The sequence below is a fragment of the [Pantoea] beijingensis genome (genome assembly GCF_022647505.1).
GTDB classification, from domain to species: domain Bacteria; phylum Pseudomonadota; class Gammaproteobacteria; order Enterobacterales; family Enterobacteriaceae; genus Erwinia; species Erwinia beijingensis.
In genome coordinates this window covers 386987-407645 of the sequence record NZ_CP071409.1, presented here as the reverse complement: position 1 = coordinate 407645, position 20659 = coordinate 386987, and the positions used below count along the sequence as shown (strand labels likewise).

General features: G+C 50.2%; 22 protein-coding genes. 4 read left to right on the top strand and 18 right to left on the bottom strand.

Translation table 11 applies throughout. The features are described from left to right. Positions 1 to 161 precede the first annotated feature (161 nt). Positions 162 to 356 (bottom strand): bacterioferritin-associated ferredoxin, encoded by a 195-nt coding sequence (gene bfd, locus J1C60_RS01765; RefSeq protein WP_128178078.1) that lies wholly within the window; start codon positions 354 to 356, stop codon positions 162 to 164. Positions 357 to 552: 196 nt separating this feature from the next. Here bfd and J1C60_RS01760 point away from each other — a divergent pair, with 196 nt between their 5' ends. Then, positions 553 to 1386: a DUF364 domain-containing protein gene (locus tag J1C60_RS01760; protein WP_128178021.1), complete on the top strand. Its 834-nt coding sequence runs from the start codon at positions 553 to 555 to the stop codon at positions 1384 to 1386. A 114-nt stretch (positions 1387 to 1500) separates the two neighbouring features. Here J1C60_RS01760 and tuf read toward each other — a convergent pair whose 3' ends face one another. The 9 genes from tuf to fkpA all read right to left on the bottom strand — a co-directional run bounded on the left by tuf (position 1501) and on the right by fkpA (position 8964). Next, the gene (tuf, locus tag J1C60_RS01755; RefSeq protein ID WP_242080467.1) at positions 1501 to 2685 is read right to left on the bottom strand and encodes an elongation factor Tu; all 1185 of its coding nucleotides are present in this window, start codon (positions 2683 to 2685) and stop codon (positions 1501 to 1503) included. 71 nt (positions 2686 to 2756) lie between these two features. After that, positions 2757 to 4871: an elongation factor G gene (gene fusA, locus J1C60_RS01750; protein ID WP_128177200.1), complete on the bottom strand. Its 2115-nt coding sequence runs from the start codon at positions 4869 to 4871 to the stop codon at positions 2757 to 2759. 96 nt (positions 4872 to 4967) lie between these two features. Further along, positions 4968 to 5438 carry a 30S ribosomal protein S7 gene (gene rpsG / locus J1C60_RS01745; RefSeq protein ID WP_017803037.1) on the bottom strand — a complete coding sequence of 157 codons (471 nt, stop codon included), beginning with the start codon at positions 5436 to 5438 and terminating at the stop codon, positions 4968 to 4970. Between the two features lie 96 nt (positions 5439 to 5534). Then, a complete protein-coding gene (gene rpsL / locus J1C60_RS01740) occupies positions 5535 to 5909 on the bottom strand; it encodes a 30S ribosomal protein S12 (protein WP_075182598.1) in 375 nt (124 codons plus the stop codon). A gap of 180 nt (positions 5910 to 6089) precedes the next feature. Further along, positions 6090 to 6377 (bottom strand): sulfurtransferase complex subunit TusB, encoded by a 288-nt coding sequence (tusB, locus tag J1C60_RS01735; protein WP_128177198.1) that lies wholly within the window; start codon positions 6375 to 6377, stop codon positions 6090 to 6092. 10 nt (positions 6378 to 6387) lie between these two features. Then, entirely contained in the window at positions 6388 to 6747 is a 360-nt protein-coding gene (gene tusC, locus J1C60_RS01730; RefSeq protein WP_128177196.1) for a sulfurtransferase complex subunit TusC, read from the bottom strand. Next, positions 6747 to 7133, bottom strand: a complete 387-nt coding sequence (gene tusD, locus J1C60_RS01725; protein ID WP_128177194.1) for a sulfurtransferase complex subunit TusD — start codon at positions 7131 to 7133, stop codon at positions 6747 to 6749. The genes tusC and tusD overlap by 1 nt, the downstream gene beginning before the upstream one ends. Further along, positions 7133 to 7855, bottom strand: coding sequence for a helix-turn-helix transcriptional regulator (locus J1C60_RS01720; protein ID WP_128177192.1), 723 nt, complete (start codon positions 7853 to 7855; stop codon positions 7133 to 7135). Before J1C60_RS01720 ends, tusD begins: the two co-directional genes overlap by 1 nt. 290 nt (positions 7856 to 8145) lie before the next feature. After that, a complete protein-coding gene (gene fkpA / locus J1C60_RS01715) occupies positions 8146 to 8964 on the bottom strand; it encodes an FKBP-type peptidyl-prolyl cis-trans isomerase (RefSeq protein ID WP_128177190.1) in 819 nt (272 codons plus the stop codon). A 287-nt stretch (positions 8965 to 9251) separates the two neighbouring features. Here fkpA and J1C60_RS01710 point away from each other — a divergent pair, with 287 nt between their 5' ends. Together J1C60_RS01710 and J1C60_RS01705 are read left to right on the top strand one after the other, a co-directional pair. Next, the gene (locus J1C60_RS01710; protein WP_128177188.1) at positions 9252 to 9470 is read left to right on the top strand and encodes a protein SlyX; all 219 of its coding nucleotides are present in this window, start codon (positions 9252 to 9254) and stop codon (positions 9468 to 9470) included. Positions 9471 to 9653: 183 nt separating this feature from the next. Continuing rightward, a complete protein-coding gene (locus tag J1C60_RS01705) occupies positions 9654 to 11375 on the top strand; it encodes an alpha-amylase family glycosyl hydrolase (RefSeq protein ID WP_128177186.1) in 1722 nt (573 codons plus the stop codon). Between the two features lie 65 nt (positions 11376 to 11440). On the opposite strand, the gene slyD is transcribed toward J1C60_RS01705, so the two are convergent. From slyD to kefG, 4 genes are all read right to left on the bottom strand, one after another. Further along, positions 11441 to 11992: a peptidylprolyl isomerase gene (slyD, locus tag J1C60_RS01700; protein ID WP_128177184.1), complete on the bottom strand. Its 552-nt coding sequence runs from the start codon at positions 11990 to 11992 to the stop codon at positions 11441 to 11443. 360 nt (positions 11993 to 12352) lie between these two features. Beyond that, positions 12353 to 12547 carry a YheV family putative zinc ribbon protein gene (locus tag J1C60_RS01695; RefSeq protein ID WP_128177182.1) on the bottom strand — a complete coding sequence of 65 codons (195 nt, stop codon included), beginning with the start codon at positions 12545 to 12547 and terminating at the stop codon, positions 12353 to 12355. Positions 12548 to 12682: 135 nt separating this feature from the next. Further along, positions 12683 to 14491 (bottom strand): glutathione-regulated potassium-efflux system protein KefB, encoded by a 1809-nt coding sequence (kefB, locus tag J1C60_RS01690; RefSeq protein ID WP_128177180.1) that lies wholly within the window; start codon positions 14489 to 14491, stop codon positions 12683 to 12685. Then, positions 14492 to 15043 carry a glutathione-regulated potassium-efflux system ancillary protein KefG gene (gene kefG / locus J1C60_RS01685; protein ID WP_128177239.1) on the bottom strand — a complete coding sequence of 184 codons (552 nt, stop codon included), beginning with the start codon at positions 15041 to 15043 and terminating at the stop codon, positions 14492 to 14494. A 230-nt stretch (positions 15044 to 15273) separates the two neighbouring features. On the opposite strand from kefG, the gene J1C60_RS01680 reads away from it, so the two are divergent. Further along, complete coding sequence (locus J1C60_RS01680; protein WP_128177178.1) at positions 15274 to 17178, top strand: ABC transporter ATP-binding protein; 1905 nt, start codon at positions 15274 to 15276, stop codon at positions 17176 to 17178. A gap of 60 nt (positions 17179 to 17238) precedes the next feature. Here J1C60_RS01680 and tauD read toward each other — a convergent pair whose 3' ends face one another. Genes tauD through tauA form a run of 4 tightly spaced genes read right to left on the bottom strand, consistent with a single transcriptional unit; the run spans position 17239 to position 20656 of the window. Further along, positions 17239 to 18078: a taurine dioxygenase gene (tauD, locus tag J1C60_RS01675; RefSeq protein WP_128177176.1), complete on the bottom strand. Its 840-nt coding sequence runs from the start codon at positions 18076 to 18078 to the stop codon at positions 17239 to 17241. After that, positions 18075 to 18902, bottom strand: a complete 828-nt coding sequence (gene tauC / locus J1C60_RS01670) for a taurine ABC transporter permease TauC (protein WP_128177174.1) — start codon at positions 18900 to 18902, stop codon at positions 18075 to 18077. The genes tauD and tauC overlap by 4 nt, the downstream gene beginning before the upstream one ends. Then, positions 18899 to 19666: a taurine ABC transporter ATP-binding subunit gene (gene tauB / locus J1C60_RS01665; protein ID WP_128177172.1), complete on the bottom strand. Its 768-nt coding sequence runs from the start codon at positions 19664 to 19666 to the stop codon at positions 18899 to 18901. The genes tauC and tauB overlap by 4 nt, the downstream gene beginning before the upstream one ends. 9 nt (positions 19667 to 19675) lie before the next feature. Then, positions 19676 to 20656, bottom strand: coding sequence for a taurine ABC transporter substrate-binding protein (gene tauA / locus J1C60_RS01660; protein WP_128177171.1), 981 nt, complete (start codon positions 20654 to 20656; stop codon positions 19676 to 19678). Positions 20657 to 20659: the final 3 nt, after the last annotated feature.

The window sequence follows — 20659 nt, the reverse complement described above, 5'->3', positions numbered from 1 at the left end:
AGGGATATATGCTCTAAATAACGCGTGACGCAGGTAACCGGTCTGTCAATAAAACGCGATAAACAGAGATATCACTGGAAACACAGGGACACAAACGAGCCTTTCAGCCCGATTTGCATACGATTCAGGGGTATTGCAATACAAGTTAACTACATGAAATTTCATGCTATTTCTTTATATTGCGGTAGGCATTGTAACTCTTCGTCCATAATCTCGCGTGTAGCGCGGATGCATTTGCCGCATTGTTTGCCTACGGGGATAATTTGACGCAAATGCTGGATAGACTTTGGCTGATAGCGGCGCACCGCTTCACGGATTGTTTTATCACTAACGGCATTACACAGACAAATATACATATCAACATCCCGGAAACTTTCCACAACAAGAATATAAATGATAACCATTAGCATTTCAATACTTCATTGGCTACATTACCCGCTGTATCAGGTCACATTTTCGACACATACCTGCTTCCCAACATAATATAATGGCGTAATCTGAACGGTGTGAAAGGACATTGAGATGCTATCTCTTTAATAAGGAAGGACTCCTGTGCAAACTGAATTGACGCTTTTACAACAACTCAAGTTGATTGCTTGCCAGCAAACATCAGAAATACTCTCATCTCTTACGATCAAGGAGGCTGTAGTCGGTGTATTTTTTACTGGGGTTCAACTTAGTAATCGTTGTGCTGGTCTCTGCGCAACACCCGTGAAAGAGATATCCGCTGCAGTCTGTTGCTCCAGTTCAGCAAATGCGTTACCGGGAGCGGGCCGTCTCAGAGGGCTCCCGGTCGAAACATGCCTTGAGGATCTCGGCTCACCAAAACCGCTGCGACGTACGGTGGCAATTGCCACACTGAACGCATTAATCGAAACCATCTGGCAAATGAGAGGAGATGAGTTAGTCGCAGCCACGACTTCTGGCGATGCCATCCTTACCTTGTCCCCTTCGCCAGGTCAACACGTAGTGATGGTGGGGGCTTTTTATCCTTATATTCACCAGTTACGTAAGCAAGGCATCTCCTTCAAGGTTTTGGAGAAGGATCCGTCAGTGTTTAAAACTAGTGAACTGACGTACTACGTCCCAGCAGATCAGGCACCCACCGTTATTCCTACCGCCGATATTCTTATCATTACTGCCACAACACTTTTGAATGGCACACTCGATTCCTTGTTGCGCCTGGCGAAAACTGGCACATCGGTCGCTATCGTAGGCCCAACTACGCCATTATTACCAGAAGCCTTTGCCCCCTATTCTGTGAGTTTACTCGGTGGTGTGCGGGTAACCGCTCCTGAGCACGTACTGGATTTACTGGTGCAAGGAGCATCCGGCTACCACCTTTTTGAAAAGGGCCTTGAACGCATAAATCTGACATTACATTGAGTGTAAAAGCGTATTCGGCTGATATAGCGATGAGAGGAAAAGAGTAAGGCATAGAAAGTAAAAAAGAGCGCCAAGGCGCTCTTTTTTGTACGGTTTATTACCAATTATCAGCGATTAAGCGATAACTTTAGCAACAACACCTGCACCAACGGTACGACCACCTTCGCGGATTGCGAAACGCAGACCGTCGTCCATTGCAATTGGGTGGATCAGGGTAACAACCATTTTGATGTTGTCGCCTGGCATTACCATTTCCACGCCTTCTGGCAGTTCGATGGTACCGGTCACGTCAGTTGTACGGAAGTAGAACTGTGGACGGTAGCCTTTGAAGAACGGAGTATGACGGCCGCCTTCATCCTTGCTCAGGATATAAACTTCGGACTCGAACTGAGTATGTGGCTTGATTGAGCCTGGCTTAGCCAGAACCTGACCACGTTCGATTTCTTCACGTTTGATACCACGCAGCAGAACACCAACGTTCTCACCGGCACGGCCTTCGTCCAGCAGTTTGCGGAACATTTCAACGCCAGTACAGGTTGATTTTACGGTTGCTTTGATACCAACGATTTCAACTTCTTCACCCACTTTAACGATACCGCGCTCTACGCGACCGGTAACAACGGTACCACGACCGGAGATGGAGAATACGTCTTCGATTGGCAGCAGGAACGGCTTATCAATCGCACGCTCTGGCTCAGGGATGTAAGAATCCAGGTAACCTGCCAGTTCGATGATTTTCTCTTCCCACTGTGCATCGCCTTCCAGCGCTTTCAGTGCAGAACCGTGAACGATTGGCGTATCATCGCCTGGGAAATCGTACTGTGACAGCAGGTCACGTACTTCCATCTCAACCAGTTCCAGCAGCTCTTCATCATCAACCATGTCACATTTGTTCAGGAACACGATGATGTAAGGAACGCCAACCTGGCGACCCAGCAGGATGTGCTCACGGGTCTGAGGCATCGGGCCGTCAGTTGCAGCAACAACCAGGATTGCGCCGTCCATCTGTGCAGCACCGGTGATCATGTTTTTGACGTAGTCGGCGTGTCCCGGGCAGTCAACGTGCGCATAGTGGCGGCTTGGGGTGTCATATTCAACGTGAGACGTGTTGATGGTGATACCACGAGCTTTTTCTTCAGGCGCGTTATCGATCTGGTCGAATGCACGAGCAGAACCACCGTAGGTTTTAGCCAGAACGGTAGTGATAGCAGCAGTCAGGGTAGTTTTACCATGGTCAACGTGGCCGATAGTACCTACGTTGACGTGCGGTTTGTTACGTTCAAATTTCTCTTTAGCCACGACGATATTCCTTACTTTCTGTGCTCTCCTTGTGGGAGGAGAGCACGGGATCAATTATTTAAACTCGGGACTTATTTGCCACGGGCTTCGATTACGGCCTGAGCAACGTTGTTCGGCGCATCATCGTACTTCAGGAATTCCATGGAGTAAGATGCACGACCTTTGGTCAGAGAACGCAGCTGAGTTGCATATCCGAACATTTCGGACAGCGGAACTTCAGCGTGAATCACAACGCCAGTAACGTTGGATTCTTGACCACGCAGCATACCACGACGGCGGCTAAGGTCGCCGATCACGTCACCGGTATTCTCTTCAGGCGTTTCAACTTCAACCTTCATAATTGGCTCAAGCAGCACAGGTTTTGCTTTCTTAAAGCCATCTTTAAAGGCGATAGATGCCGCCAGTTTAAACGCCAGTTCGGAGGAGTCAACATCATGGTAAGAACCGAAATGTAAACGAATACCCATGTCAACTACCGGGTAACCCGCCAGTGGACCAGATTTCAACTGCTCCTGAATGCCTTTATCAACGGCAGGGATGTATTCGCCAGGAATTACACCACCTTTGATGTCGTTGACAAACTCGTAGCCTTTCGGATTTGAGCCCGGCTCCAGTGGGTACATATCGATAACAACATGACCGTACTGACCACGACCACCAGACTGCTTGGCGTGTTTACCTTCGATATCGGTAACTTTCGCGCGAATCGCTTCACGATAAGCAACCTGTGGTTTACCGACATTCGCTTCAACGTTGAATTCACGCTTCATACGGTCAACGATGATGTCAAGGTGCAGCTCACCCATACCGGCGATGATAGTCTGGTTAGATTCTTCATCAGTCCATACGCGGAATGATGGATCTTCTTTCGCCAGACGACCCAGAGCCAGACCCATTTTTTCCTGGTCAGCTTTGGTTTTCGGCTCAACGGCGATTGAAATTACCGGTTCAGGGAATTCCATACGCTCCAGAATGATCACATGGTCTGGATCACACAGGGTATCACCGGTAGTTACGTCTTTCAGACCGATAGCTGCCGCGATGTCGCCTGCGCGAACTTCTTTGATCTCTTCACGTTTGTTAGCATGCATCTGAACGATACGACCGAAACGCTCACGTGCCGCTTTCACGGAGTTAACTACGGTATCACCAGAGTTAACTACACCGGAATAAACACGGAAGAACGTCAGGTTACCCACAAACGGGTCAGTTGCGATTTTGAACGCCAGTGCAGCAAACGGTTCTTCATCGCTGGCGTGACGCTCAGCAGGAGTATCTTTACCGTCATCCAGCATACCGTTGATCGCAGGTACGTCAGTTGGTGCTGGCAGGTAATCAATTACCGCATCCAGCATTGCCTGTACACCTTTGTTCTTAAAGGCAGAACCACAGGTAACCAGAATAATTTCGTTGTTCAGAACGCGCTGACGCAGAGCTTTCTTGATCTCTTCCTCGGTCAGCTCTTCGCCGCCCAGGTATTTTTCCATCAGCTCTTCAGACGCTTCTGCTGCGGATTCGATCAGATTCTGGTGCCATTCTTCAGCCAGATCCTGCATATCGGCAGGGATCTCTTCGTATTCGAAGGTCACGCCCTGATCCGCATCGTTCCAGTTGATCGCTTTCATTTTCACCAGGTCGATAACACCGGTGAAGTGCTCTTCAGCACCAATCGCCAACTGAAGCGGAACCGGGTTCGCGCCCAGACGTGATTTAATCTGGCCTACAACTTTCAGGAAGTTTGCACCCATGCGGTCCATTTTGTTAACGAACGCGATGCGTGGAACTTTATATTTGTTAGCCTGACGCCATACGGTTTCAGACTGCGGCTGAACACCACCAACTGCGCAGTAAACCATTACCGCACCGTCAAGCACACGCATGGAACGTTCAACTTCGATGGTGAAGTCAACGTGTCCGGGGGTGTCGATGATGTTTACACGATGCGGTTCATACTGCTTAGCCATACCTGACCAGAACGCAGTCGTTGCAGCGGAGGTGATGGTGATACCACGCTCCTGCTCCTGCTCCATCCAGTCCATGGTGGCAGCGCCGTCATGAACTTCACCGATTTTATGGTTTACACCGGTGTAGAACAGAATACGTTCGGTAGTAGTGGTTTTACCGGCGTCGATGTGTGCACTGATACCAATGTTACGGTAGCGTGCAATGGGTGTTGTACGAGCCATTTGATTCCTCTATATCCTGGGACGTTCAAGTTAAGTAACCCAAAGCGGGCAGCTTCTTGAAGTGCCCGCTTGGTGACTAACACTACGACGGTTTTATTACCAACGGTAGTGTGCGAACGCCTTGTTGGCTTCAGCCATACGGTGAACGTCTTCACGTTTCTTCACTGCAGTACCTTTGTTTTCTGCAGCATCAGAAAGTTCGTTCGCCAGGCGAAGAGCCATGGATTTATCACCGCGTTTACGAGCAGCTTCTACGATCCAACGCATTGCCAGCGCATTACGACGAACCGGACGGACTTCTACTGGAACCTGATAAGTTGAACCACCTACGCGGCGGGACTTAACTTCGACGGTCGGACGGACGTTGTCCAGAGCGACTTCGAACGCTTCCAGTTCGTTTTTACCAGAACGCTGAGCCAGGGTCTCCAGCGCGGTATAGACGATAGCTTCTGCAGTAGATTTTTTACCATCTACCATCAGGATGTTTACAAATTTAGCCAGCAGTTCTGATCCGAACTTAGGATCCGGCAGAATTTTACGCTGACCAATAACGCGACGACGTGGCATGGAAATACTCCGTTGTTAATTCAGGATTGTCCAAAACTCTACGAGTTTAGTTTGACATTTAAGTTAAAACGTTTGGCCTTACTTAACGGAGAACCATTAAGCCTTTGGCTTCTTCACGCCATACTTGGAGCGAGCCTGCTTACGGTCTTTAACACCTGAGCAGTCCAGCGCGCCACGAACGGTGTGGTAACGCACACCTGGCAGGTCTTTAACACGACCGCCACGGATCAGGATCACGGAGTGTTCCTGCAGGTTATGACCTTCACCACCGATATAGGAGGTAACTTCAAAACCATTGGTTAAACGAACACGACATACTTTACGCAGTGCTGAGTTCGGTTTTTTAGGGGTAGTGGTGTACACACGAGTACATACGCCACGTTTTTGCGGGCAAGCTTCCAGCGCTGGCACGTTGCTCTTTGCAACTTTGCGCGCGCGTGGTTTGCGAACCAGCTGGTTAACTGTTGCCATTAAATAGCTCCTGGGGTTTGCTTTTGCTTCGTAAACACGTAATAAATCGCCCCGTAGTATCACGGGACGCAGAATTTTAGGGCTGAGCGTAAAGGGTGTCAAGAAATAACCAGGGTTATATCCACCATAGTTCAGATTGCGACGCAATTAGATGCGAAGTTGCTTGCGGTCGACATGGTGCTACCAGGCTACTTGCTGCGGGTGCTTTATCGTCAGCGCGACGAAATCAGTATAGCTCACCGATACTATTTTGGGTGAAATTTGGCCAACCAAACCACGCGCCTCAACATCTTCCTGTAACACGTACAATGCTGCCGGCGTCGCCAACAATTTATCCAGCGCAATACTGCCTTGCAATGCAGCAACGACACCATCCTGAAGCAACAGCAGCGCGTCACCCTCACCGGTCAAACGCAATAGTGATGTGAAATCACACTGGAAAGGAGAGTTCATTAACGAATAAAGCATCTCAACTCCTTTAGAAAGTGATCACACAATCAAAATCATTCAGACGGGCCCGCAATAACTCGCCGCTGAGGATCTCAACAGGCAAAACCCGGGCGCTATCCGCCGTCAGCCCACGTTCAGCAAGCGACTCTGCACAGAGATAACATTGCTCAATATCGTATAAGGGGAGAACACCAAAAGTCGCAATATAATCACGTGCGAGGATTTTTTGTGGTTGCTGCCCCGGCATCAGTTGTAAGACGCCATCACCAATGAAAAACAGTGCAATATTATCGCTGAGCGCCGACGTTGCCAGCACGGCATCAAGCCCTTCACGACCACCACTGGTACCGTGTGGGCCGTGGGTAAAGATAAAAGCAATCGAGTTCATCAGAATTGCACCAGACGATCGCAATGCAACGCAGCTTCAGCAAGCGAGCCCAGCCCCGTCAGTTGAAAACCAGGCTGTAAATTAGCAGCGGGTAGCCCGAGGCTAGCGGCCTCCTGCGCATCCGTGATACCGCGACGCAGCGCGGCGGCAACACAAATATTCAGTTCGGCCCCGCTATCACGACGCAAAGTCTGCCATTCTCGTACGATATCGACTTCGTCGCTTGCTGGTGAGGAAAGCTGATTCGCATTAAGCACACCTTCACGATAAAAAAAGACGCTGGTTAAAGTATGACCGGCGGCCAATAACGCTTGGGCAAACAGCAGAGCACTACTGGCCTGCTGAGTACCATATGCCGGTCCAGTGACCAACAAGGTAAAGCGCATTAACGATCCTGCCCCTGAAAATCACCGTTTTTAAACTGACGGATATAGAGGTATACCGTGTGCTTAGAGATATTCAGGCGGTCAGCAACTTGATTAATCGCATCTTTAATATCGAAAATACCTTTTTCATACAGATTCAATACTATCTGACGGTTCTTGGCGTTATTCGAAACATTGCGGTCAGCACTCACCTCTTCAATAGTGAACTCCAGCGTTTGCATCACCAGATCGTCCACCGAAGAAGCAAAGTTAACTGATGAAGCCACTTCCTGAATTTCTGGTGGCATAAAGGTCGACATAATCTGTGAAAAAGGAACATCGAGATTCATATTGATGCACAGCAGACCGATAACGCGATGTTCACGATTCCGGATGGCAATTGTGACGGACTTCATCAGCACGCCGCTTTTCGCCCGCGTGAAATAGGCTTTTGAAACATTACTATCGGCCCCGGTCATATCATGCAACATACGTAATGCCAGATCGGTAATGGGGGAGCCAATTTTCCGTCCAGTATGCTCGCCGTTTGCGATACGCACTGCAGAGCATTTTAAATCTTCGAGTGAATGCAGCACGATCTCGCAATGGGAGCCAATAAGCATGGCCAAACCGTCAACTACCGCTTCATAAGATTTGAGGATATCGAGATCGGTTTGTTCAAACGGATGCCGTTCCAGCAAATCTGACTCAATAAGTTCACCGGGACTGAATGGATTAGACATGAAGACACACCCTAATTGGCAGGAGCCTGTCTCAGCGCACACCAGGGCAGACTCATCATACAGAATTTTGCGCGGACATTAGTTTAGCAAATGTCGGAAAGCCGTGTCCCAACCTTTGTTAATAATTGCGGGAAATCTCAAGCAAGCATGGCAGCTCGTATCGTAAAAAAACCGCCGCAGTAGTTGCGGCGGCTATTCTCGCCATAAGAGGAACGGCAACCCTTATTCCCATCAACATGGGCTGAAGAGCAACCGGACAGGCTTAGGCTATTACGTCATGCGCTTCAGTGTTACTGTGCTTTTTTCTCGGCAGCAGCAGGGGCTTGTGCCTTTTCATCAGCCTTTGGTGCTGGCTTAATATCCAGCAACTCTACATCAAACACCAGCGTTGAGTTAGCCGGGATGCCCGGAACACCATTTTTACCATAGGCTAACTGTGGCGGGATAACCAGCTTGATTTTACCGCCTTTTTTCACCTGCTTCAGACCTTCGGTCCAGCCAGGGATCACACCGTCAAGACGGAAAGAGAGCGGCTCCCCACGGGTATATGAGTTATCAAACTCAGTACCGTCGATCAGCGTACCTTTGTAATTAACGACGACGGTATCACTATCTTTTGGCGCATCACCGCTACCTTCTTTCTCAACCTGGTATAACAGGCCAGATTCGGTTTTCTTCACGCCTTTTTCTTTGGCGAATTTAGTCGCGAATGCATCACCTTTGGTCGCGTTTTCCGTCGCATCTTTTTCCATTTTCGCCTGAGCGGCACCTTTCACGCGGGTCTCAAAAGCCTGAAGGGTTTGTTCGATTTCTTTATCAGAAAGCTTACTCTTACCGGCAAATGCATCCTGCACACCCGCGATCAACTGTTGTTTTTCCAGCGTGATACCCAGTTTCTCTTGCTCTTTCAGCGAGTTTTCCATGTAACGGCCTAGCGATGCACCCAACGCATAGGCGGACTGCTGATCGTCATTTTTAAACGCTGCATTTTTTGGTGTCTGAGGTGCAGCCTGTTGAGCCGGTGCGGATTCTGCTGCCATTGCCAATGGCGCATTCAGCGCAACGGCCATGGTGGTAGCTAACAAAGTAACTTTAAACAGTGATTTCATCCATTTCTCCAAAACCGAAGCCTCTCACCTCGGGAATTTTTAAAGCCTACGGCTTGTACTATAACTGGGTACGAAAGAATAAAAACTCTCGCTATGAGATATCTCAGTTTACTTCCGACTCTAATTTTGCCGCGAAGTTTCAAACACTACATGAAGGCGACATAATGCATTTTCAATCGCAGAAGGAAAATTAGTCGTAATTACCTGGTTAACGCAATGCTTTTCCCCGTAGAATCAGACGATTCGCCCAAAGAACGGGGCACCAGGTCCAAATAAGAGGAAATAAAATGCAACAATCATTGTTTGAGCAGCGGCTGGAAACACTGGAAAGCAAACTGGCATTTCAGGAACACACCATCGAAGAGCTAAATCAAACGGTGGTACAGCATGAGCTGGAGATGGCAAAAATGCGCGAACAACTGCGCCTGATGCTCGACAAACTTAAAGCGGCGGCGCCGTCAATGATAGCTTCGCAGTCTGAAGAGACGCCACCGCCCCACTACTGATGGCATCGTAGATGAAAAACGCATCACCTGTCCTCCCGTACATGCTTATCCAACGTATCGGCCATACGTGATATGAATCACATTAAGCGGTTTTGCCCGGCAATAAAGGCATCGCAAATGATGATTTGACTGATACTTATCAACCCGTTATGTGCGCATTACCGTTGATAAGGAATATTCACTATGGCAGTAAAAACACCCTTGGCTATTGTGGCTATGGCTCTGTTCCCGTTACTGGGCTATGCGGAAAACACCACCCCGCCTTGGGTAAAATCAGCCATCTTTTATCAAATTTACCCACCGTCATACCAGGATTCTAACGGCGATGGTATTGGCGATATCCAGGGTGTGATTCAACGACTCGACTACATTAAATCTCTGGGTGTGAATACATTATGGTTCAACCCCCTATTCAAGTCTGAGTTTAAAGATGGCGGCTATGACATCACCGACTTCTACCAGGTCGATCCGCGCTATGGCAGTAACAGTGATTTAGTCCAGCTCATTGAAGAAGCTCATAAGCGCGGTCTACGTATTTGCCTCGATCTGGTTGCAGGCCATACCTCAGATAAAAGCGCCTGGTTCCAGGAAGCCAGCAAGGGCCATGACCGACGCTATAGCGATTATTATATCTGGCCTGACCGGATACCGGACGACGTGAAAGGCAAAGAAAAGGACCAAATTGGTGGCGTCATTGGCGAGGACAGCTTCGTTAAGTCCACTGCTCCGCGGGCGTCTTATTATATTAAAAATTACTATGACGCTCAGCCTGCGCTAAATTACGGCTACGCTAATCCAAACCCCAAAAATGCCTGGGAGCAAGCCGTTGATGCACCGGGCCCCATGGCAGTTCGCCGAGAACTTGAAAACATTATGGCTTTTTGGATGGATAAAGGCATTGATGGCTTTCGTGTCGATATGGCATCCAGCATCGTTAAAAACGATCCTGATAAAAAAGCCACGATTGGCGTCTGGCAGGATATTTCAAATTGGTATCACACACACTATCCTGACGCAGTGCTGATTTCTGAATGGAGTAACCCTAAGGAGTCATCCAGCGCCGGTTTCAACATCGACTTTATGATGCATACCGGCAAATATAATTTTAACTCACTCTTTGTAAACCGGGTCGGCGGCGAATTTGCTCCTGTCGTAAGCTATTTTGCCAAAGACGGCAAAGGTGAGCTCAAAACCTGGTACAAACTCTATTCTGAACAATATAACGCGACTAAAGGTAACAGTCTGATCACCCTGCCTACAGGTAACCATGATATTCAACGCCTGAATGCCGGCGATCGTGACAGCGTTGAACAATTAAAAGTTGCCATGACATTTTTCCTGACGATGCCTGGCGCACCGTTTATTTACTACGGTGATGAAATTGGTATGCGTTTCCAAACCGGTTTATGGAACAAAGAAGGAAGTCAGGGAAAATCGACGAAGAACCGAGCAGGTGCACGCACTCCAATGCAATGGGATGACAGTAAAAATGCCGGATTTTCTACCACTGATTACTGGAATCTGTACCTACCGATCGATAAAAATCCACAGCGGCCAAACGTAGCAAAAGAAGAGAAAGACCCTCGCTCATTGCTCAATTACACTCGTAATTTATTAAAACTGCGTGCCTCGTCGTCGGCGCTCTCTGCCGAAGGTGACTGGGAATTGGTCAGTAATATCAATCGCCCTTACCCGATGGTTTACTTACGTTCTTCAGGTAACGAGCGGTATTTGATTGCCCTTAACCCAAGCGATCGACCGGTTAGCGCCTCGATCAATAATCTGAAAATCAATCAGGCCACCCGCGTAGTAGGTGATGAGGCTCAGGGGACATTAAGCACACAGGCTGCGCAGCCAGAAGTTAACGTTGCACCAATTTCTGCGCTGGTATTTAAGCTGGAGTAGGCGGGTTATTTCATGAAAAAAGCACCGAATAATCGGTGCTTTTTTGCTTCAGGGGTCATCCCGAATTAGTGACAGCCGCAGCCGCCGTTACCACAACCACCTTTGCCATGCTCATGCTCATGGTCATGGTCATGGTCGTGATGATGATCGTGCTCACCGTGAACGTGACCATGTGCCAGCTCTTCCGCCGTTGCTTCACGAATCGCCATCACTTCAACGTTGAAGTTCAGGTTCTGCCCTGCCAGCATATGGTTACCATCGACCACTACGTGCTCATCTTCAACTTCGGTGATTTCGACCGGTACTGGACCCTGATCGGTTTCCGCCAGAAAACGCATACCAACCTGTAGTTCATCAACGCCCATAAATACATCTTTTGGCACGCGCTGCACCAGGTTCTCGTCATATTGGCCATAGGCTTCATTTGCCGCGATATGCACGTCAAACTTATCGCCAACCACATGATCTTCCAGTGCCTTTTCCAGACCAGAGATCAGGGAACCATGACCGTGCAGATAGTCCAGCGGTGCGGTCACCGGAGACTCATCAACTAATACACCGTCTTCTGTACGTACCTGGTAGGCCAGGCTAATGACCAGGTCTTTTGCTACTTTCATGATATCTCCTAACCGTTGAGAACTAAGCTCCCGCCTCATTGGTCTATTTTTGCGTGCAATAACACCAACCAGAAAGGTTTAAGGTTGTGTTCACATTGGCGTGTACATTACGCCCATGTGAACGGAACAACCCATATCCTAAATAACTCAGGCTACATGGCAACAACCCGGCACATTTACTCACATTCAAGTAAATCATCGGGGCAGAGCGATGCCGTCGACAAACCTGCAGCCTTGAGTATGACAGGTATATATGTGGCGATTGTAGCGGAATTCAACCTCACTGTGCACCCAGACATTAAAAAAGCTGCTCATAACGCTCTACTCATACAGACACAAAGGGGATTTTTTCCGCGTGGATTATTCAGGATGGAAAATCCCGATCACCTGCTCATGAGTACGGATCTGGTCACGTGCCTGTTTATCCGCTTCACGCATTTGGTGACCACACTTTACACATTCCACAACATCAATATTGTTTTCCCGCCACAGCGCCAGTGAATCTTTTTCCTGGCAGTGCGGACAGACCGCACCAGCAATAAAACGTTTACGCATGACTTTACCTATGTTGGCTATTTCGCCGTGGCTGATACACCTATCGATGCGTGCCAGTAAACAAAAATCCTCGCAAGCGCGCTACGGGAGGAGCTCAGATACCAGCGTAAAGCACCCAGACGGAATCAGGCAAAATTACTCAAAACCGTCCCAACCATCGTATTGTCGCCTCTCGTGTTGCATTTCAGTCTGGAAAATATCCTCCAGCTCACGGCGCGCCTCTTTTACGCGAGAAATCTGCGCACTGTCGCCCGTGTGATTTGGCATTAACTCCCGTAGCATACGCATATCAAGACGGCGGAAATGTAACTGGGCACGCTGCGCCTGATGGGGATGCATACCTACCGTCAACAGCGCCTTACGCCCTAATTCCAGGGCGCTGGAAAAAGTTTCACGCGAAAACTGCGTCACGCCGGCCTGTAATAACTCATGCGCCTCAACGCGCCCCCGCGCACGCGCTAGAATTTGCAGATGCGGAAAGTGTTGCTGACACAGGTGAACAATAATCATCGAATCTTCCGGTGTACTGCAGGTGATAACGATAGATTGAGCGCTGTCAGCACCCGCTGCGCGTAGCAACTCCAGTTCCGTGGCATCGCCATAATATACTTTATAACCATATTTGCGCATCAAACTGACCGCGCTGATATCGCGCTCCAGAACGGTAATACGTTTTTTATTCGCCATCAGCAGGCGGCCCACCACCTGCCCAAAACGGCCGAATCCCACCACAATAACCTGGGGTTTATCATCCTCAACAAAAGGCTTTTCCTCACCTTCTTCCGGCTCGTTAAAGCGACGAGCCAGAATTTTATCGATCCCCTGCATCAGCAACGGCGTTGTCATCATGGAGAGCGTTACAGTGACCAGCAATAGCGGCAACTGATCGCCGCTAAACAATTTCGCAGAAGAGGCAGCCGAAAACAGTACAAAGGCAAACTCTCCCCCCTGACTGAGCACACCAGCAAACTGCAATCGCTCCGAGCTGCGAAGACCATAAATACGGGACAGGAGGTAAAGCACCCCACTTTTAACCGCCACCAGCACCACAACGCCAATCAGGATTTCCAGAATATGCGTATAAAGCACACCAAGATTCAGCGCCATCCCTACCGAAATAAAAAATAAGCCCAGCAGCAGCCCCTTAAAGGGTTCAATCGCAATTTCAAGTTCATGGCGATATTCACTCTCAGCCAAAAGAATACCTGCGATAAAGGTCCCCAGAGCCATTGATACGCCCAGCATATCCATAAATAGCGCCGATCCCAGTACCAGCAACAGCGCTGCGGCTGTGAAAACTTCGCGCACACCTGAAGCTGCAATAAACCGAAAAATAGGGCGCAGTAAAAAACGGCCGCCAATCAGCATGCCGACAAATGCCAGCACCTTTAGATCAACCTTAAACCAGTCAATATGTCCACTGTTGCCGCCCGCTAATAACGGTACTAAAGCCAGAGCCGGGATAACCGCGATATCCTGAAAAAGCAGCACTGAAAACCCAAGTTGCCCGGATTCACTGCGGTTCATCCCTTTATCACGCATCAACTGCAACGCCATTGCGGTTGAGGACATGGCAAGGCCAATACCGCCAATAATGGCCGCTTGCCAGGAGAAATCCGTAAGGTATAACAACCCACCCAATACTGCTGCGCTTAGCAGCACCTGAGAAGTTCCTACGCCAAAAATAGAGCGCCGCAGTTGCCAGAGCTTAGCCGGATTAAGCTCCAACCCAATGATGAACATAAGGAAAACAACGCCAAGTTCGGAAAAATGCAGAATCTCTTCTACATCGCTGATAAAGCCCAATCCCCAGGGACCAATCGCGATACCGGCCAACAAATACCCCAGTACCGCACCAATACCCAGCCGCGCGGCAATCGGCACGGCCACTACCGCCGCGAAGAGGTAAAGGACCCCGGCCATCAGCAAATCTTGTCCTTCCATTTACACGCCTCCATTAGGCAGTGGTGAGGCCAGCCAGTCACGGTAAGCATTCGCATAGTTTTTCATAATTTCTGGCGTCTGGCGCCGTGCCCAATAAACAATCATGGGTGTCATCCAGTGCATTCGGCACATTTGGGCAGTCAGTTCAAACGGGCGCATAATTTCCGACATCGGATAACGGTTTAACCCTTCCTGATGGTAAGCGGCTTCCGGTTCACCCGTAGTAACCACGCTTCGCCAGTATTTCCCTTCCAGCATGTTGCCGTTCGCTCCGCTGGCAAAACCGCGTGACAATACCCGGTCAAGCCACTCTTTCATCAGCGACGGACAGCTGTAGGTATACAAAGGATGCTGAAACACCACGATCTGATGTTCTCGTAATAACTGTTGCTCATAATGCACATCAATAAAAAAATCAGGGTAGTGCGCATAAAGATCGTGCACGGTGACATTATTTAGCTGCAGCGCCGGCTGTAACAACATTCGGTTAGCCACCGAATCTTGTGGTTCCGGGTGAGCATACAGCAACAGGACTTTAGGCAGCTGTGACATCATTCCTCTCCAAATCGTCGTCATAGTGTGCGTTTTCAGCTACCATGGCGGCGCAACGGAATTGGTTATTCCAAATGTTATATACCCTAAGTCATTCGAGTTGCTGGCGGCAGACAGCCGCGAAGCGCTTGCCCATGTAAGTGGCCGCGCGCGCAAGCAGCCAGGCTGCAACTTGAAGACGGGCAAATTATGATGACAATAAATTAACATACTCTGACGATACGGCACTTATGATTGTATTTTCCTCGTTACAAATCCGTCGTGGCACACGTGTGCTACTCGACAACGCGACTGCGACCATCAACCCCGGACAAAAAGTGGGATTGGTGGGAAAAAACGGCTGTGGTAAGTCCACCTTACTGTCGCTGCTAAAAAACGAGATAAGCGCCGATGCCGGTAGTGTGACTTTTCCTGGTAACTGGGCAATGGCTTGGGTTAATCAGGAAACACCTGCGCTTAACGTGCCCGCCATTGAGTATGTTATCGATGGCGACCGGGAATATCGTCAGCTTGAATCTGAATTAAAGCGTGCTAATGACGTCAATGATGGCGTTGCTATCGCCACACTACACGGCAAGATGGACGCCATCCAGGCATGGAGTATACCGTCGCGCGCCGCCGCTCTACTTCACGGTTTGGGCTTTAGTCAGCAACAATTACAGCGGCCAGTTAGCGATTTTTCCGGTGGTTGGCGCATGCGTCTAAATCTGGCACAGGCGCTGATCTGCCGCTCCGATTTACTGCTACTTGATGAACCGACCAACCACCTCGACCTTGATGCGGTCATCTGGCTGGAACGCTGGTTAAAAAGCTACACCGGTACGCTTATCCTTATTTCGCATGACCGTGATTTTCTCGATCCCGTTGTCGATAAAATTCTGCACATCGAGCAACAAACGCTGTTTGAATACACCGGAAACTACAGCGCCTTTGAACAGCAGCGCGCGACAAAACTGTCTCAGCAGCAATCAATGTATGAAAATCAGCAGCAAAAAGTGGCCCACCTGCAAAGTTTTATCGACCGTTTCAAAGCGAAGGCCAGCAAAGCAAAACAGGCGCAAAGCCGTGTCAAAATGCTTGAACGCATGGAATTGATCGCCCCCGCACACGTCGATAACCCGTTCAGTTTTAGTTTTCGCGAACCAGAAAATTTGCCTAATCCGCTGCTAAAAATGGAAAAGGTGACCGCTGGGTACGGTGAAAATATCATCCTGAACTCCATCAAACTTAATCTGGTGCCAGGCTCACGTATTGGCCTGCTTGGCCGTAATGGCGCAGGTAAATCGACGCTAATCAAACTGCTTGCCGGTGAGCTCGCTCCAATGGGTGGGGATATCGGGCTGGCGAAGGGCATCAAACTCGGCTATTTCGCCCAGCATCAGCTGGAATTCTTACGAGCAGATGAATCACCTCTCCAGCATTTAGTTCGCCTGGCACCTAAAGTACTCGAGCAGCAACTCAGAGATTACCTTGGGGGGTTTGGTTTTCAGGGCGATAAAGTCGGTGAAAGCACCAGCCGTTTCTCCGGTGGCGAAAAGGCCCGGTTGGTTTTGGCGCTTATTGTATGGCAACGTCCAAATCTGCTACTGCTTGACGAACCGACCAACCACCTCGATCTGGATATGCGCCAGGCGCTTACCGAAGCCTTAATCGATTTTGAAGGGGCATTAGTGGTGGTATCGCACGATCGCCACCTGTTACGCTCCACCACTGACGATCTTTACCTGGTCCACGATAGCAAAGTTGAAACCTTTGAAGGTGATCTGGAAGATTATCAACAGTGGCTGAGCGACCTGCAAAAACAGCAAGCTCAACAGGATAGCGTACCCAAGCAAGACAACATTAATAGCGCTCAGGCACGTAAAGATCAGAAACGTCGAGAAGCTGAGCTACGCAGCCAAACCCAGCCGCTACGTAAGCAGATCGAAAAGCTGGAAAAGCAGATGGAAAAGCTGAATCTTCAGTTAGCGGCAGCAGAAGCATCACTCGCAGAGCCAGCCCTTTACGAACAAAACCGTAAAGCCGATCTTACGACTGCACTGCAACAGCAAGCTGAAGCAAAATCGTCGCTGGAAACATGTGAAATGGCCTGGCTGGAAGCGCAGGAACAGCTGGAATCAATGCTGGTTCCGTAAACTAAAAAATTAGAACGGGAAGCCGGCACACTCGCCTGCTGGCATCCCGTACGCCCCTGCTCAGAATGGCTTATCCCCCAGGATAGTCGCCCGATGCATAATCCGGCGAGCCGGCAAATAATCCGCGGTGGCGTAATGCTGCGTCACCCGATTATCCCAAATCGCCACATCGTTCTCCTGCCAGCGCCAGCGCACCTGGAATTCCGGCTTAGTGATATGTGCAAACAGAAAGTTTAGCAATGCATCGCTCTCCTTCTGACTGATGCCCACAATTCGGGTAGTAAAGCCCTCATTGATAAATAGTGCCTGCTTGCCGCTAACCGGATGCGTTCGGATCACAGGATGCAGCAGCGGCGGATGCTTCTCGACCGCCTGCTTCCAGCGCTGATGCTCCTCTTCACTGCCGCGGTACTTATATTCCGGAAACGATTTGGTAAAATCGTGCTCTGCCTGCAGGCCGCTAAGCAATTGCTTAAACGGCTGCGAAAGCGCATCCCATGCGGCAATCCCACTTGTCCATAGCGTATCGCCCCCGCTTTCTGGCAGCAACTTCGCCGCCAGAATCGCCCCCGCTGGCGGCGTGTCAATAAAGGTGACATCGGTGTGCCAGTTATCATTATCCGGTGGGTTATCATCGTGGGTATCCAACACGATAATCTCTTCCGCGCCCTCGGCATGTGGGTAAACCGGATGGATATGCAAATCGCCAAAACGTCCTGCCAGCGCACGCTGTTGTACCGGTGTTAACGGCTGATCGCGGAAAAACAGCACCTGGTGGCGAATTAATGCGTGATAAAGCTGTTCAAACTGCGCATCGCTCAGCGGACGGCTCAAATCCAGATTGCTGATTTGGGCACCAATATGCGGGCCCAGCGCGGTAATGGTTAGACGCTCTTTCATCGCTGTTCTCCGTGCCAGGGGGTTAAACGTCGCTGCAGGGCGCGTAGCCCCAGCTCCAGGGTAAAAGCGATAATAGCGATAACGGCAATACCGGCCAGTACCACGTCGGTCGCCAGAAACTCGCCGGCGGACTGCACCATAAAGCCCAGTCCACGCGTGGCGGCAATCAGTTCGGCAGCCACCAGCGTTGACCAGCCGACGCCGAGCCCGATGCGCAGGCCGGTTAAAATTTCCGGCAGCGCGCCAGGTAAAATCACCAGCCACAATACCTGCCAGCGACTGGCGCCCAGTGAACGCGCGGCGCGCAGGCGGACCTGCTGCGCGCTCTTAACGCCAGCCATAGCAGACAGTGCGACCGGTGCAAAAATAGCCAGATAAATCAGTAATATTTTTGATGTCTCACCAATGCCGAACCAAATAATCATCAGCGGCAAATAGGCCAGCGGCGGTACCGGGCGGTAAAGCTCAATTAGCGGATCGAGAATCCCGCGCACCGTTGAATTTAATCCCATGGCAATCCCGACCGGAATACCGATAAAAGCAGCAGCGAACAAGGCAACCAGGATCCGGGTTAAACTAGCGGTGAGGTGCTGCCACAGTGTGGCATCCATAAATCCCTGTGGACTGGCGATAGCAAACAGCTTTTGCAGCACCTGCTGAGGCGCCGGTAAGAATAACGGGCCAAGCAAGCCAAATGCAGTAACGCTCCACCAAATCAGCGTTAATATCGCCAGCGTGATGAAACTTAAGGTCAGTTGGCGTGAAAATGGCAAGTGCAACCAAGCCCGCCGAGTGGCCACCTTATCGTGAATGAGTAAGCTCATGAGAACACCTCTCGCTGCTGAAATACGCGGCTTAACACATATTCACGGCATGCGATAAATGCCGGATCAGATTTTATCGCCCTGCAAGGTTCACCCGCCGCATAGCGATGACCAAAATTAAGCGTTAGGCGTTCAGTGATGCGTCCCGGTCCGGGTGAGAGCAGAATTAGCTCGCTGGCAAGAAACACCGCCTCTTCGATATCGTGGGTAATCAGCAGTACCTGCTTACCGCTATCTCGCCAAAGAGTCAGCAATAGTTCCTGCATCTGCTCACGGGTAAAAGCATCCAGCGCGCCAAAAGGTTCATCAAGCAGCATTAGCTGTGGCTCTGCCGCCAAGGCACGTGCAATCCCGACGCGTTGCCGCATCCCGCCGGACAGCTGCCAGATAAAGCGCTGCCCGGCGCCTTCCAGTCCAACCTTTTTCAACATGCGCCGCGCAATACTACGGCGTTCCACTTTACCGATCCCCGCCAACTGTAGCCCCAGCGCGACGTTATCCTCAACGTTGCGCCACGGCAGCAGGCCCTCGTTCTGGAAGACTACACCACGCTCCGCTCCCGGTTTGGTCACTGGCTTACCGTTCAGCGCGATCGTGCCCGATTCGGCAGATAAAAACCCGGCGATTAAATTCAGTAACGTGGTTTTACCGCAGCCCGATGGCCCCAGAACAACCACCAGCTCACCTGCTGCGATCGACAGATTGATATCCTGCAAGACCGGTTGACCATCGTAACGCGCATAAAGATGAGAAACGGATAACATAGGCGCGCCTCACTGTTCGACAATCTGTTTAACAAAGCGGTCAGTGATAAATCCGCTGTAATCGTTCGCTACCTGCGGAATTTTGCCCTGTTCTTTCAGGAACTGAGCGGTATCAACAATGGCTTTGTTCACCGGCTGTGCCAGCTGTTCAACCTGCTGCTGCGCGGTAAGGTAGGTATTGCCTTTGACCAACCCCGGCACTTGTGTAGGTGGTACGCCGCTTAAACGTGACAGCTTGTTGAGGTTATTCTCATCCTTTAACCAGGAATCCGGATGATCAAGATAGGCCTGCTGCGCAGTCAGCGCACTACGAACAAACGCGGTAATAATCTCAGGATGTTGTTGGGCAAAGTCTTTACGTACCACCCAGACATCAAGCGTTGGCGATCCCCATTGCCCTACCTGCGCAGAATCAGTGAGTATATTGCCCTCTTTCTCCAGCTCATTTACCGCCGGCGCCCAAACGTAAGCGCCATCGATATCGCCACGCTGCCATGCGGCCACAATGGCCGGAGGCTGTAAATTGATGATTTGCACCTGTCCGGGCTTTATGCCCCAGCGCTTTAACGCCGCCAACAAGCTGTAATGGGTGGTAGAAATGAAAGGAACGGCAATACGTTTACCGATAAGATCTTTTGGCGAGCTAATGGCTTTTTTCACCACCAGCGCTTCTGAGCTACCCAACCGGGAGGCAATGAGAAAAACGTCAATCGGCACCTGCTGGCTGACGGCGACCGCCAACGGACTGGACCCAATATTACCAATTTGTACATCGCCAGATGCCAGCGCCCTTACTACACCGGAGCCGCTATCAAATTTACGCCAGTCGACATGCGCGCCGCTCTGCTTCGCGAAAACCTCATCCGCCTGCGCCACTTTTGCCGGCTCTGCCGACGTTTGGTACGCTACGGTAACATCAACGGCGCGGGCACTCAGAGACGTGAGCGTCAGCGCCGCTACCCACAACAGACCGCATAATTTTCCCGCCATCAC